This window comes from Kitasatospora kazusensis (assembly GCF_039529945.1).
Taxonomy (GTDB): domain Bacteria; phylum Actinomycetota; class Actinomycetes; order Streptomycetales; family Streptomycetaceae; genus Kitasatospora; species Kitasatospora kazusensis.
The window spans coordinates 291,036-305,569 of record NZ_BAAANT010000001.1 but is presented as its reverse complement, the minus strand read 5'-3'; the positions used below and the strand labels follow the sequence as shown (position 1 = coordinate 305,569).

The window sequence follows — 14,534 nt, the reverse complement described above, 5'->3', positions numbered from 1 at the left end:
CCTCACCAACCCCAACAACACCGTCAACGCCTTCGCCAACAACGGCATGGACGGAAACGGCGGCTGGATCGACTACGGCCAGATCGCCGCCGGCGCCTGACAGACCGCCGACAGGGCACAGCACGAAAGCCGCCCCCGGGGACTCCTCCCCGGGGGCGGCTCGCTCGCGCAGCGGCTCAGACCAGCCGGCGGGCGGTGGCCCAGCGGGTGAGTTCGTGACGGTTGCTCAGCTGGAGCTTGCGCAGCACGGCCGAGACGTGGCTCTCCACCGTCTTGACCGAGATGAAGAGCTGCTTGGCGATCTCCTTGTACGCGTAGCCGCGCGCGATCAGCCGCAGCACCTCGCGCTCGCGCTGGGTGAGGCGGTCGAGGTCCTCGTCCACCGGCGGGGTGTCGGTCGCGGCGAAGGCGTCCAGCACGAACCCGGCCAGCCGCGGCGAGAAGACCGCGTCGCCGTCGGAGATCCGGAAGATCGCGTTGACCAGGTCGGTACCGGTGATGGTCTTGGTGACGTAGCCGCGCGCGCCGCCCCGGATCACACCGATGACGTCCTCCGCGGCGTCCGAGACCGACAGTGCGAGGAAGCGCACCCCGGCCGGGTCGGACATCAGCGGCGCCGAGCGGCGCAGCACCTCGACCCCGCCGCCGCCGGGCAGGTGGACGTCGAGCAGGACGACGTCCGGCCGGGTCTCGGCGACGACCTGGACGGCCGACTCGACGTCGTCCGCCTCGCCCACCACGTCGATGCCGGTGAGCTCCGTCCGCCCGATCTCGGCGCGGACGCCGGTCCGGAACATCCGGTGGTCGTCGACCAGCACCACCCGCGCCACCCGCTCGGGTCCCGCCGTCGGCTCAGTGGGTTCAGTCATCTGCTCTCTCCATCTCCAGCTCGACCTCGGTCCCGCCGTCCGGCGCGGGCCGCACCCTCGCGGTGCCGCCGTTGCGCTTCATCCGGCCGATGATCGACTCCCGTACGCCCATCCGGTCCTCGGGCACGGTGTCCGGGTCGAATCCCGGGCCGTGGTCGCGGACGAACACGGACACCGTCCGCCCCTCCACCTCTGCGTACACCTGGACCGGTCCCCCGCCACCGTACTTGGCCGCGTTGACCATCGCCTCCCTCGCGGCCTGCATCTGCGCCGAGATCCGGTCGTCCATCGGGCAGTCGCCGACGCAGACCAGCTCCACCGGCACCCCGTGCAGGTCCTCCACCTCGGCGACCACCGACCGGATCCGCTCGGCCAGGGTGTCCGGGGCGGCCGCGGCGGCGGCCTCCGGGCGGTACAGCCAGAGCCGCAACTCGCGTTCCTGGGCCCGCGCGAGCCGCAGCACCTCCTTCGCGTCGTCGGCGTTGCGCTGGATCAGCGTCAGGGTGTGCAGCACCGAGTCGTGCACGTGGGCGGCGATCTCGGCGCGTTCCTGGGCCCGGATCCGGGCCGTCCGCTCGGCGCCGAGGTCCTGCCACATCCGCAGCGCGTACGGTCCGACCAGCACCAGCACGCCGGCCAGCACCGCGAGGGCCGCCTCCGCCACCGAAGTCCAGGTCGAGTGGGTGCCCTGGAGGATCAGGAAGCCGACGATGCCGGCCACCACCAGCAGCACACCGGCGCCGACCCTGGTGTACGCGCTGCGCTGCTTGGACGCCTCCTCCAGGCCGAACCAGCGCTGCCAGTGCGAGTCGTCGGCCTGCCGCCAGACCAGCGCCACCCCGACGCCGACGGTCAGCAACGGCCAGACGTACGGCTTGGCGGTCTGGATGTGCAGCACGCTGAGCAGCGCCATCAGGCCGACCACCAGCGCCAGCAGCGCGGCGAGTTGGCCGAGCCCGCCGCGTGCCGTCCCGGGCGGACCGGCGGCCGTGGCCCCGGCGGGGGCCGGCTCGCCGTGGAAGGTGCGCTGGAGCAGCTCGCGCAGGCGGCCGAACCAGCGCCGGTCCTCCTTGCGCAGCTCGCCGAATCCGGCGCCCCCGACGGCGCCCGCCTGCACGAACGCGCCGTTGACGTAAGCCCACTGGGCGCCGCCGCCGACGGCGGGTTCGCCGATGCCGATCGGCACCACGAACCAGAACGCCGCGTACAGCAGCCCGCCTATGCCCTGGGCGAAGAACAGCAGGATGAACGCCCCGCGGACCCAGGTGACGGGCAGTCCGAGGTGGACGGCCAGTCCGTGCGCGACACCGCCCAGCATCCGGCCGTGCGGGCTCCGGTAGAGCCTGCGGTACGGCGGACGCTCCGCGCCGGGCGCGGCGAGGTCGGACCCGGCCGCGGTCTGGGCGTCGGGGGCGGGGGGTTTGGGATCGGTACCGGGGGCTGCCACGCCACCGATGGTCACACGTACGCGGGCCCGTGCGCATCAGGGTCGGCCCCCTAGCCCGGACTCAGGGACAGATCAGGGTCCGTCCCGGGCCCCGGACGGTTGGGCCCGGGCCCGCCGACCAGCAGGATAGGACTCATGACGGACGACCACGGCACAGCGGCCCACCCGACGGGCGCACCGGGCGGCACCTCGGCCGACGCCCCGGCCGGCCCACCGGCGGACCCGGACGGGACCCCGCCGGACGGCACCCCACCGGCCGGGCAGCGCCCGCCGCTCACCCGCAGCGAGCAGCACCGCGTGGTGGCGGGGGTGTGCGGCGGCCTCGGGCGGCACCTGGACATCGACCCGGTGGTCTTCCGCGTGGTCACGGCGGTGCTCTGCCTCTCCGGCGGGCTCGGCCTGTTCCTCTACGGGCTCGGCTGGCTGATCGTCCCGAAGGAGCCGGTCGAGGGCCGCCCCGGACGGACCGAGCTCCAGCGGGTGCTGACCGGCCGGGTGGACGGTCAGTCGATCGGCGCGGTGCTGATGACGGTGATCGGCACGGGCGTGTTCTTCTCCTCGATGGACGACGACGGGCAGCTCTTCCCGCTGCTGCTGCTCGGCGGCCTGGTGTTCCTCGCCGTCAGGTACGACCCGGAGCGCCGCCGCCGGGGCGGCCGGAGCGGCCTGCGGCACCACCTCGGCGGACCGGCCGACCGGCCGCCGGGCGGGCGGCCGGCCTGGAAGGAGCAGTTCGCCGAGGACTTCCACCGGGAGTGGCAGGGCCGCCGGGCGGGATTCGACGCACAGCTGCGCGAGCGCTTCGGCGCCGCTCGCGGGCAGGCCGCCGACCGGCCCGCCGACACCCCGCCCCCCGGCCCGTCCGGCTACCTCTGGGATCCCCGGCACCCCGAGCGCAACCCGTACAGCGGCCAGACCCCCTGGTGGCAGCGGACGGACCTGCCGGAGGGCGACCCGCTGCGCAAGTCCGCGCCCGCCGCCCCGGCCGCGCCCGTCCCGCCGCCCGTCCCGCGGCGGACCGCCCGGTCGCGCTCCTTCCTCGCCCCGCTGGGCCTGCTGCTCGCGGCCGCCGCCGGGACGGCGACCTGGTGGGCGGCGTGGTCGCACGGCGGCGACGTCCGGATCTCCACGGTGCTCGCGGCCGCGCTGCTGGGCCTGGCCGTACCGCTGCTGGTGGGCGCGAAGTTCGGGCGGGCGCGCGGGCTGGCCGTCCCGGCGCTGCTGCTCACCCTGGCGCTGGCGGGGAGCGCGGCCACCGACACCACGGTGCGGTCCGGGTTCGGCGACCGGTCCTGGGCGCCGACCACGGCGGCCGGACTCCAGCCGCGCTACGACCTCGGCGTGGGCGACCTCCGGCTCGACCTGAGCGGCCTCGACCCCGCCGGGGCCACCCTCACCAGCACGGCGGCGCTCGGCATCGGCGACCTGCAGCTGACCGTCCCGGGGGACGTCGAGGTCCGCCTGGTGGTGCACGACGCGATCGGCAGCGTCCAGCTCCCGGGCGGCGAATCGCACTCCGGGGTGAGCGGCACCCAGGTGTACCAGCTGCATCCGTCCGACGGTCGGGCTGCCAAGGGCACCCTCGACCTGACTCTGACCGTCCGCATCGGCGACATCCAGGTGGTCCAGGCATGAGGAAGCACCGGCTCGACCCCTTCTCGCTGATCGCGGGCGCGCTCTTCACCACGATCGCCGTCCTCTACCTGGTCGCCTCGCTGAACGACCGGGCGGTGAACGGGCGGATCGTCATCCCCGTGACGCTCATCGTGCTCGGCACCGCCGGGCTGGCCGGCGCGGTGGCGGCGATGTCCCGGCGCGGCCGCGGCGGCGGCCGGCCGTCCGACGGCGGCCCGGACGGCGGGTAGGACGACGGCCCGGCGGCGGGTCAGCTCTGGACGGGCCCGAGGTCCAGGCGGTCACCGTTCTTGGTGACGGTGTACCTGGGCAGCGGCTTGGTGGCTGGGCCGTTGACCACGGCGCCGGTCGCCGCGTCGAAGCGGGAGCCGTGGCAGGGGCAGCTCAGCTGGCCGTTCTTCGGCGCGTCCACCGCGCAGCCGGCGTGGGTGCAGATCGAGGAGAACCCGCAGTACTGGCCGGCCTTGGGCTGCACGATGTAGACCGCGTCCCCGCTGGCGGGGTCCTTGACCTGCGCGGATCCGCCGACCGGGACGGCGGAGGCCGCCACCGAGACCGGGGCCGCTCCGGACGGCTGGGCGGCGGCCGGGGCCGGCGGGGAGGCGGCGGCGGCCTTCCGGGGCCGCCAGAAGGTCGCCGTCAGCGACCCGGCCAGCAGCCCGGCGCCGCCGAGACCGACGGCCGCGATCCCGCCGTCCAGCACCGACCGCCGCCGGACCCCCTCCTCCGCCAGCCCGCGCTCACGGTCCCGCCCGGCCCGCCGGGCGAGGTAGCCGTCGATCGAGAGGTACGGCGTCCCGGCCAGCACCAGCGGGGTCCAGGCCAGCAGGTAGGCGAGATCGTTGCCGAGGTAGTACGGCGAGGTGTTCCAGCTGACGGTCAGCCACAGGCTCAGGCTGATCAGCGCGCCGCCCAGTGCGGCGAACCGCCCCCAGAGCCCGAACAGCGTGCCCAGCCCGACCGCGAGCTCGCCGAAGGCGATCGCCAGGGCGAACAGGGTGGGCTCGTGCAGCGCGGGCCCGAGCGCCCAGCCGACCGGGCTGGACGGCCGGACGGCCTGGCTCTGCGCGACGAACGAGGCCGTGTCCCCCGCCCCCGCCAGGTAGTGCGGGTCGGCGAGCTTGTCGAAGGCGGCGTAGGCGAAGGTCGCTCCGAGGAAGAGCCGCAGCGGCAGCAGCGCGAAGCGCGCGGCCGTCTCCCGCCATGCGGCCACCAGTGCCGCTCTGCCCGACTGCTCCGCCATGCCGTTCCCTCCGCTCACACCCCGTCAGCCGCTGACGGGTCCGGTCCGATTCTGCCCGCTCCGCCCGGCTTCCGCCGGTAGGCCGTCGGCGCACCCCCACGCGCCCCGAGGCGGTGCGGCCGGGCTGCGGACCCCGTACTGCACGGCAAACGGCCGCGCCGCCGCTCCCCTTGCAGTACGGGAGTGGCGGCGCGGCCGTTCAACGCTGGAGGGGATTACTCCCACTCGATGGTGCCCGGCGGCTTGCTGGTGCAGTCGAGCACCACGCGGTTCACGTCGGGGACCTCGTTGGTGATGCGGGTGGAGATCTTGGCCAGCACCTCGTACGGCAGGCGCGACCAGTCGGCCGTCATGGCGTCCTCGGAGGACACCGGACGGAGCACGATCGGGTGGCCGTAGGTGCGGCCGTCGCCCTGGACGCCGACGCTGCGGACGTCCGCGAGCAGCACGACGGGGCACTGCCAGATCTCGCGGTCGAGACCGGCGAGGGTCAGCTCCTCGCGGGCGATGGCGTCGGCCTCGCGGAGCAGGTCGAGCCGCTCCTTGGTGACCTCGCCGACGATCCGGATGCCGAGGCCCGGGCCGGGGAAGGGCTGGCGCTGGACGATCTCCTCCGGCAGGCCGAGCTCCTGGCCGACCATCCGGACCTCGTCCTTGAAGAGCTTGCGCAGCGGCTCGACGAGCTCGAACTCGATGTCGTCGGGCAGGCCGCCGACGTTGTGGTGCGACTTGATGTTGGCGGTACCGGTGCCGCCGCCGGACTCCACCACGTCCGGGTACAGGGTGCCCTGGACCAGGAAGCCGACGGCCGGGCCCTCGTCCGCGATGATCTCGGCCTGGGCCTGCTCGAAGACGCGGATGAACTCGCGGCCGATGATCTTGCGCTTCGTCTCGGGGTCGGAGACCCCGGCCAGCGCGGTCAGGAAGCGCTCCTCGGCGTCCACGACCTTCAGCTTGACGCCGGTGGCCGCGACGAAGTCCTTCTCGACCTGCTCGGTCTCGCCCTTGCGCATCAGACCGTGGTCGACGTACACGCAGGTCAGCTGGTCACCGATGGCCTTGGCCACCAGCGCGGCCGCGACGGCCGAGTCCACGCCGCCGGAGAGGCCGCAGATGGCGCGCTTGTCGCCGACCTGCTCCTTGATCAGCGCGACCTGCTCCTCGACCACGTTGACGGTCGTCCAGGTCGGGGCGAGCCCGGCACCCCGGTAGAGGAAGTGCTCCAGGATCTGCTGGCCGTGCGTGGAGTGCAGCACCTCGGGGTGGTACTGGACGCCGTACAGCTTGGCCGCGTCGTTCTCGAACGCGGCGACCGGCACCACGTCGGTGGAGGCGGTCACGGTGAAGCCCTCGGGCGCGGCGGAGCAGGCGTCGCCGTGCGACATCCACACCGACTGCTCGGCCGGGGTGCCCTCGAACAGCGTCGAGCCGGTCTTGGTGACCTGCAGCGCGGTGCGGCCGTACTCACGGGCACCGGAGTTGTCGACGGTGCCGCCGAGGGTGATCGCCATCAGCTGGAAGCCGTAGCACATGCCGAAGACCGGGACGCCGGCCTCGAAGATCGCGCGGTCGAGGCGCGGTGCACCCTCCTCGTAGACCGAGGACGGGCCGCCGGAGAGGATGATCGCCTTGGGGTTCTTGGCGAGCATCTCGGCGACCGGCATGGAGCTCGGCACGATCTCGCTGAAGACCCGCGCCTCACGCACCCGACGGGCGATGAGCTGGGCGTACTGGGCACCGAAGTCGACCACCAGGACGGTGTCGAGCTCGGGTGCGTTCTGGTCGGGGGTAGCAGAGGACACGTACGGCCTTCCGGCAGCGAATCGGGAGGGGTCGCGCGCAGCGTGCCCTCGGAAGGGGGCCGCGGCGGGTGACGAGTGGGGGTGTCGCTCCCGATTCTACCGGGCGGCCCGGGCGGTTCCGGCTTCACCCGCTTGCCGGGGCACCCGGCCGTGACCGGGGCGGGCGCCTGCTCGTTGTTCCGGACGGCCGTACGACCGCGTCGCACCCCCCAGGTGCGGGGCACCGTCGCACGGGCGACGAACCACGCGTGGATCACTCGGTCCACCCGCGCGCGTGGCGCGCCGCGGCCGGCTCCGTGCCGGGCGCGGCCCGCCGTGGGACCGCGCGGGGGTGCCGCGGCCGGCCAGCAGGGGACAGCGAACCCGGCCGCGACCGAACAGGGTCAGCCCCGGGGACGCCCGGGGCTGACGCCGGACAGACGACTACTACGGAGCGTAGTCGTCACGGTCCGGTGCGGCGGGCAGGATACGGCACCACCCCCGCCGGAAATCGGACTGTGCCGAACTGCGTCGAACCGGTTGCAGAGTAGGGGCCGCGTCCACCACGATGCTGACAGTGGGGTTCCCGGACCCCGGCCCGAAGCGCCCGACCGAGTCGACGGTGACAACGGTTATCACCTCACGCTCCGTGAAGGTCACCTCGTGCCGCGTGCCTCCCCGCCGGCCCACCCCGGCAGGCGTCAGGCACCACCCCGAAGCCATCCGTCCAGACGGCGCTCATCCCCCGGCGCCGTCGCCCCAGCACCGGCGCAGCCCTGACGCCGAGTGCTGAGCGACAAAGGGCCCCGTTCCCCCGCGGGGCCCTTTGCCCTGTCCGGGCCTCCCCCGGCGGGCGGGCCCGGTCGAAGCGGGCCTCCCCCGGCGGGCGGCCCGGTCAGGCCTCCCGCTTCGGCACCACCGGGACCGGCAGCAGCGGCAGCCGCAGCTCGCCGAACGCCCCGGCGGGCACCGCCGGGCGGACGGGCACGACGGCCGGCACCCGCCGGTACGCCTCGTCCTGGGCCGGGCGCGGATCGGCCTCGCCCTTGTTCGGCCACATCGACATCGCGCGTTCGGCCTGCGCGGTGATGGTGAGCGAGGGGTTGACGCCGAGGTTGGCGGAGATGGTGGAGCCGTCCACCACGCTGATGCCCGGGTAGCCGTACAGCCGCTGGTACGGGTCGACGACCCCGTGCTCCGGGCTGTCGGCGATCGGGCAGCCGCCGATGAAGTGGGCGGTCATCGGGATGTCGAAGATCTCGCCGACGGTGCTGCCCGCGAAGCCGTTGATCTCCGCCGCCAGTGCGTCGGCGCCCCGCTCGGCGGCCGGGATCCAGGTCGGGTTCGGCGCACCGTGGCCCTGCCGCGAGGTCAGCTTGCCCTTGCCGATGCCCGACTTCTTCAGCGAGACGGTGATCGAGTTGTCCAGGGACTGCATCACCAGGCCGATGATGGTCTTCTCCGACCACCGGTGCCGGTTCATCGACTGCGCGAAGACCACCGGGTGCCGGGCGGCCGTGACGGCGTAGCGCAGCCAGCGCGGGCCGGAGCCCGCGCCCGGCACCTGCTGGACGCTCAGGAAGCCCATCGCGTTGGAGCCCTTGCCGTAACGGACCGGCTCGATGTGGGTGTTCCCGTCCGGGTGGATCGAGGAGGTGATCGCCACGCCCTTGGTGAAGTCGACCTTCTCGCCGTACCGCCGGTCGGTGGTCGAAGCACCCACCAGCGCCTCGGAGTTGGTCCGGGTCAGCTCGCCGAGCCGCGCCGAGACGGCGGGCAGCCGGCCACTGTCGCGCATCCGGTGCAGCAGCGTCTGGGTGCCGTACGTCCCGGCGGCGACCACCACCCGGGCGGCGGTGATCGTCCGGGCGCCGGCCTTCACCGGATCGCCCGAGCGGGAGTCGGTGCGGCGGACGTCGACCGCGAAGACCTGGCCGCCGTCGGCCCCGGCCAGCGGCCGGATCCGGGCGACGGTGGTCAGCGGGTGGATCTCGGCGCCGCTGCGCTCCGCCAGGTAGAGGTAGTTCTCGGTCAGGGTGTTCTTCGCACCGTGCCGGCAGCCGGTCATGCACTCGCCGCACTCGATGCAGGCCCGGCGGCGCGGCCCGGCCCCGCCGAAGTACGGGTCCGCCGCCTCGTCGCCCGGCGCGGCCTTCGCGGAGCCGTCGGAGTCCTTGCCGTCACCGAAGAAGACGCCGACCGGCGCGAGGTGGAAGGTGTCCTCCACGCCCATCCGCCTGGCGGCCGCCTTGAGGTGGACGTCCGAGGGCGTCATGGTCGGGTTGGTACGCACCCCGAGCATCCGCTGCGCCTGGTCGTAGAACGGGGCGAGCTCCTGCTCCCAGTCGGTGATGTGCTGCCACTGGCGGTCCTCGAAGAACGCCTTCGGCGGTACGTACAGCGTGTTGGCGTAGTTGAGCGAGCCGCCGCCGACCCCCGCGCCGCCGAGCACCAGGACGTTGGCGAGCAGGTGGATCCGCTGGATGCCGTACAGGCCGAGCGCGGGGGCCCAGACGTAGTTCCTGGTGTCCCAGGAGTTCTTCGGCAGCTCCTCGGGGGTGAACCGGCGGCCGGCCTCCAGGACGGCGACCCGGTACCCCTTCTCGGTCAGCCGCAGCGCGGCGACCGAACCGCCGAAGCCCGATCCGACCACGACCACGTCGTAGTCGGGCTCACCCGTACTCGCCATCTGACGCTGCTCCTTCTGAAGAGAGGGTGTGCCCGGGGCCCCGCCGGGCGGGCCCGCGCACCGGCGGGCCCTCCCGTCGGGCGGGCCCGCTCGAAGCGCCGGGCGGGCCTAAGTGCCGGGCGGGCCTACTTGAAACGCAGCGCCTTCATCGCCTTCAGCCCGGTGGTGAAGAGCGCCGCGAACTTCTCGTCGTCCATCCCGAACGAGGGCCCGATCGGCAGCAGCCGCTGGGTGGAGACGGTCTGCGCCTCGGTGAAGCGCAGGATGCCCTCGCCGCCGTGCCGGCGGCCCAGGCCCGAGTCGCCCATGCCGCCCATCGGTGAGGCGATCGAGCCGTAGGCCGCCGCGTACGCCTCGTTGATGTTGACCGTGCCGGTGCGCAGCCGGGCCGCGACGGCGCGGCCCCGGCGGTGGTCGGTCGTCCAGACGCTGGAGTTCAGACCGTAGGCGGTGGAGTTGGCGGCGGCGACGGCCTCGTCCTCGGTGTCGAAGCGGTAGACCGAGACCACCGGGCCGAAGGTCTCCTGCGCGCAGATCTCCATCTCCGGGGTGACGCCGTCCAGGATGGTGGGCTCGAAGAACAGCGGCCCGAGCTCCGGCCGGGCCTGGCCGCCCGCGAGCACCGTGGCACCCGCCTTGACGGCCTCCTCGACATGCCGGGTGACGGTCTCCAGCTGCTGGACGGAGACCAGCGAGCCCATGTCGGCGCCGTACGCCAGGCCGCCGCCGAGCCGCATCGCGCTGGTGCGGGCCGCGAACCGGGCGAGGAAGTCGTCGGCCACCGAGCGGTGCACGTAGAGCCGCTCGATCGAGATGCAGAGCTGCCCGGCGGAGGAGAAGCAGGCCCGGACGGCGCCCTCGGCAGCCTTGTCCAGGTCGGCGTCGGCGAGCACCAGCATCGGGTTCTTGCCGCCGAGCTCCAGCGAGGCGCCGACCAGGCGGGCGGCGGCCTTCTGGGCCACCTCGCGGCCGGTCCGGGTGGAGCCGGTGAACGAGACGTAGTCGGCCCGGTCCACCACGGCGGGGCCGATCACCGGCCCGTCGCCGATCACCAGCTGCCAGAGGTCGGCGGGCAGCCCGGCCTCGACCAGCAGCTCACGCGCCCACAGGGCGGTCAGCGCGGTCTGGGTGTCGGGCTTGGTGACGACGGCGTTGCCCGCGACGAAGGCGGGCAGGGCGTCGCTCACGGACAGTTCGAGCGGGTAGTTCCACGGCGAGATCTGCCCGATCACCCCCTTGGGGCGCCGGGACTCCACCGTGTGGGTGAGCACCGGCAGCGCGCCCGAGCGGCGGCGGTCGCGCAGGTACGAGGACGCCTTGCGGCCGTAGTGCCGGGCGGCCAGCGCCGCCGCCAGCACCTCCTCGAAGGCGTGCAGGCGGGACTTGCCGGTCTCGGCCTGGACGAGGTCGAGCGCCTCGTCCCGGCGGGCCAGCAGCAGGTCGTGGAAACGCAGCAGGACGGCGGCCCGGCGGCCGACGGGCAGCGCGGCCCAGGTCTGCTGCGCCCGGCGGGCCAGCTCGTACGCGAGCTCCACGTCGGCCGGGGTCGAGCGCGGCAGGCGCGCCAGCGGGTCGCCGGTGAGCGGCGCGGTGGTGTGCACCCAGTCGGGCTCGCCGGTCGCGGTGACGCCCTTGGCGAGCCGGGCGACCAGCGCCGCCGGGACAGCCGAAGCGACGGTGCGCGCGGCGCCCGGCGCGGCCGGGTTGCGCCTGGACGTCTGTCGATCTGCCGTGATGTCCGTCATGAGGCGCAGCCTAGGCGCTCGGGAGCGACTTCGGTACCCGTCGGTAACAGGAAAAGATCTGTGTCAGATGTTTGATCAGCGGGTCGGCGTGAAGTAGTTGATCACCGTGGTGAGAAGGTGCGCCCCGTCCAGCCAGTTCGCCTCCGGGCAGGACTGGTAGATGGTGTAGGAAGTGCCCTTCTCGTCCAGGTACTCCTCCTCCATGACGTGCCGGTGCGATCCGTCCGCCCGCACGGTGTAGGTGAACTCCCAGACCGCGCCCGGGTGGCCGTTGACCAGGACGTCGGAGAGCTGGACCCGCTGGTAGTCCCTGGTGTTCGTGGCCTTGCTGACCTTCTCCTCCAGTTGGAGCATGTGGGGGACCGGCTTCAGCGGCTGGCCGGCCTGCACGGCGAACTGCAGGTAGCGCAGCTTGTGGTCCGGGCTGTAGACGATCTGGGTGCCCTCGGTGGTCCTGACCCAGGGCGCGCCACCGGTCGGTATCGGGAACCGGAACCCGGCCGGGTCGTCGACCCACTGGTAGCCGTCGGGCACCGGACCCGGCGCGGTGAGGTCGGTGCGCGCGGCGCCGGTGGGCGTGCTGACGGGCACGCCGGGCGAGACCCGGGTGATCCGGGCCAGCCCGCCGGTGGCGAGGTAGCCGCCGCCGGCCAGCAGCGCCGCCACCAGGGCGGTCGTGGTGAACCACAGGGCCTTCCGGCGCCGCCGCCGTACCGGCGCGGCGGCGGGCGCCGTCGCCACGGTCGACGCGGTGGCGCTCACCTGCTCCGCCTGCTGCTCCTCGGCCGCCAGGGCCGCGAAGACCGGCTGCTCGGGACGGTCCACCACCGGGACGGCCTGGGTCGGGAACTTCTGCAACTGCCTGGGCGGCGCCTTGATGCCGACGGTGTGGCCCGCCGTCACCTCGGACAGCATCCGCAGCGCCTCGTCGGCGCTCGGCCGCTCGGCCGGGTCCTTGGCCATCAGCGCCGCCAGCACCGGTCCGAGCGCCCCGGCACGGTGCGGCTCGGGCAGCGGGTCGCCGACCACCGCCGCCAGCGTGGTGAGCGGCGAGGAGCGGCGGAAGGGGGACTCCCCCTCGACGGCGGCATACAGCGTCGCGCCGAGGCCCCACAGGTCCGAGGCCGGGCCGGGACGCTCGCCCTGGGCCCGCTCGGGCGCGAGGTAGTCGGGCGAGCCGACCAGGTCGCCGGGGCGGGTGAGCTCGACGTTGCCCTCGAAGGTCGCGATGCCGAAGTCCAGCAGCACCACCCGCCCGGTGCCGCGCTCCAGCAGGACGTTGGCCGGCTTGACGTCCCGGTGCAGCACTCCGAGCTGGTGGCCCCGGTGCAGGGCGGCCAGCACCTGCGCGCCGACGTCCGCCGCCTCGCGGGGCAGCAGGGTGCCGTCCTGGCTGATCACGTCGGCCAGCGAGCGGCCGTCGATCAGCTCCATGACGATCCACGGCCGGCCGTCCTGCTCCAGCACGTCGTGGATGGTGATGACGCCGGGGTGCTTGATCCGCGCGGCGGCGCGCGCCTCCCGCATCATCCGGGACTTGAGGATCTGCTGGTCCTCGTCGTCGAGGTGTCCGACCGTCAGCTCCTTGACCGCGACCTCGCGGTCGAGCATCTCGTCCTGGGCGCGCCAGACGGTGCCCATGCCGCCCCGGCCGAGCCGCTCGCCCAGGACGTACCGTCCACCGAGCATCCGCTGCGCGTCTCTCGCCTGCGCCGACTGATCCTGCACGCCCATGGCGACCGTTCCCCCTCATCAGCCCACCGTCACCCTGACGGAGGTTCCGGTGCACCGCTGACTCACCGATAGGACAACTTCCGAACACAGATTAGGCGCCCCGGAGCGGCACCGGAATCGCGACCCGGCCCGGAGACCGCCCTGTGACCTTGACCCGGGCCCCGGCCCGGCGGACCGGGCCTCCCCGGGAGCCGACAACCCGTCGGCGGAGCCCCCGGCCGGTCAGCCCGCGAAGGCCACCACGGCGGCCAGCGCCGCCAGCATGGCCAGCAGCACCCCGCCCACCAGCAGCGGGCCGAGCAGCGTCGGCGGCACCAGCGGACGCCTCCCGGCGTGCCGCCCGTGCTCCACCTCCCGGCCCGTCCGCCGACGGAGCACCAGCCGCCCGCGCGGCCGCAGGACGGGCAGCGGCGCCGGTCCGTCGGCCGGACCGGCGGCCGCCGGACCGTACGGCTCCGGGGAGGACGCGAGCAGTTCCCCCAGCCACCGCCGGACGGCGGCCGCCGTCGGACGGGCGGCCGGATCGGGCCGGAGCAGCCGCTCGACCAGCGGACGCAGCGGGCCGCAGCCCTCGGCCGGTTCGGCGGCACCGGCCCGGATCGCGGAGAGCAGGACCGGGAGGTCGTCCTCCGGGTAGGGGGCGCGGCCGGTCAGCAGCCGGTGCAGCAGGACGCCCAGCGCCCAGCAGTCCGCCTGCGGGCCCACGTCGGGGGCCCAGCGCTCGGCCCGGGGGCCCAGCAGGACGGCGCGGGCCTCGTACACCCGGCGCGGGACGGGGCCGCCGAGCTCGGCGCAGAGCGTCTCCTCGGCCACGCCGAGGAGCAGGCCGCCGAGCATGGTGGCACCGTCCTCGCAGACCAGGACGGTGTCCGTGGTGACGTTCCCGTGCGCGCGGCCGACCGCGTGCAGCGCGCGCAGCGCACCCGCGAGGTCCGCCGCGATCTCGGCGACCCGGTACGGCGGGAGCGGGCCCGCCCCGGCCGGCTCCGCCAGCGGAACACCCGCCGGACGCTCCTCCGCGACCCAGAGCAGCTCCTCGTCGGCGAAGACCTCGACCCCTTGCAGCAGCCTCGGGTGCGACGGCGTCCGGCCCGCCCGGTCCGTCACCAGCGCGGCCAGCCGGCCCCCGCCGTACTCGTCGACGGAGGCCTGGTCAGGACCCTCCGGCGGCTCGTCCGGCATCGGCTGACCCGGTATCAGCAGTTCGGGCAGCTCCAGCGCGCGCAGCAGCACGGACTCGCCGGTGCGGACGTCCTGCGCGGGTACGGCACCCCCCGCCGGATCGCCTGTCACCCGGTACCGCCCGGCGACCACCTGCCCGAGGCCCGCTGCTCGCATGAGCCATCCTTACGAAAATATGTTGGGCCTTCCGTCCGGCCAGCGTACGTCGT

10 protein-coding genes are annotated in these 14,534 nt (G+C 74.2%); 2 read left to right on the top strand and 8 right to left on the bottom strand.

The genetic code is table 11. From position 1 onward, the window contains the following. Positions 1 to 176 precede the first annotated feature (176 nt). Positions 177 to 869 (bottom strand): LuxR C-terminal-related transcriptional regulator, encoded by a 693-nt coding sequence (locus tag ABD330_RS01500; protein ID WP_344459814.1) that lies wholly within the window; start codon positions 867 to 869, stop codon positions 177 to 179. Further along, on the bottom strand, positions 862 to 2,316 hold the full coding sequence (locus tag ABD330_RS01495) for an ATP-binding protein (RefSeq protein WP_344459812.1): 1,455 nt from the start codon (positions 2,314 to 2,316) through the stop codon (positions 862 to 864). Before ABD330_RS01495 ends, ABD330_RS01500 begins: the two co-directional genes overlap by 8 nt. A 135-nt stretch (positions 2,317 to 2,451) precedes the next feature. On the opposite strand from ABD330_RS01495, the gene ABD330_RS01490 reads away from it, so the two are divergent. Both ABD330_RS01490 and ABD330_RS01485 read left to right on the top strand, forming a co-directional pair. Beyond that, positions 2,452 to 3,951, top strand: a complete 1,500-nt coding sequence (locus tag ABD330_RS01490) for a PspC domain-containing protein (protein ID WP_344459810.1) — start codon at positions 2,452 to 2,454, stop codon at positions 3,949 to 3,951. Next, positions 3,948 to 4,181, top strand: a complete 234-nt coding sequence (locus ABD330_RS01485; protein WP_344459808.1) for a hypothetical protein — start codon at positions 3,948 to 3,950, stop codon at positions 4,179 to 4,181. Before ABD330_RS01490 ends, ABD330_RS01485 begins: the two co-directional genes overlap by 4 nt. Positions 4,182 to 4,201: 20 nt before the next feature. On the opposite strand, the gene ABD330_RS01480 is transcribed toward ABD330_RS01485, so the two are convergent. The 6 genes from ABD330_RS01480 to ABD330_RS01455 form a co-directional block, all read right to left on the bottom strand. Then, positions 4,202 to 5,194 carry a Rieske 2Fe-2S domain-containing protein gene (locus ABD330_RS01480; protein ID WP_344459806.1) on the bottom strand — a complete coding sequence of 331 codons (993 nt, stop codon included), beginning with the start codon at positions 5,192 to 5,194 and terminating at the stop codon, positions 4,202 to 4,204. Between the two features lie 215 nt (positions 5,195 to 5,409). Beyond that, positions 5,410 to 6,996, bottom strand: coding sequence for a glutamine-hydrolyzing GMP synthase (gene guaA / locus ABD330_RS01475; protein WP_344459804.1), 1,587 nt, complete (start codon positions 6,994 to 6,996; stop codon positions 5,410 to 5,412). Between the two features lie 874 nt (positions 6,997 to 7,870). Next, positions 7,871 to 9,664: a GMC oxidoreductase gene (locus tag ABD330_RS01470; protein ID WP_344459802.1), complete on the bottom strand. Its 1,794-nt coding sequence runs from the start codon at positions 9,662 to 9,664 to the stop codon at positions 7,871 to 7,873. A gap of 125 nt (positions 9,665 to 9,789) precedes the next feature. Continuing rightward, positions 9,790 to 11,409 (bottom strand): succinic semialdehyde dehydrogenase, encoded by a 1,620-nt coding sequence (locus ABD330_RS01465; protein ID WP_344459800.1) that lies wholly within the window; start codon positions 11,407 to 11,409, stop codon positions 9,790 to 9,792. Between the two features lie 75 nt (positions 11,410 to 11,484). Beyond that, positions 11,485 to 13,143 (bottom strand): serine/threonine-protein kinase, encoded by a 1,659-nt coding sequence (locus ABD330_RS01460; RefSeq protein ID WP_344459798.1) that lies wholly within the window; start codon positions 13,141 to 13,143, stop codon positions 11,485 to 11,487. A 222-nt stretch (positions 13,144 to 13,365) separates the two neighbouring features. Continuing rightward, complete coding sequence (locus tag ABD330_RS01455) at positions 13,366 to 14,481, bottom strand: protein kinase domain-containing protein (RefSeq protein WP_344459796.1); 1,116 nt, start codon at positions 14,479 to 14,481, stop codon at positions 13,366 to 13,368. Positions 14,482 to 14,534 lie beyond the last annotated feature (53 nt).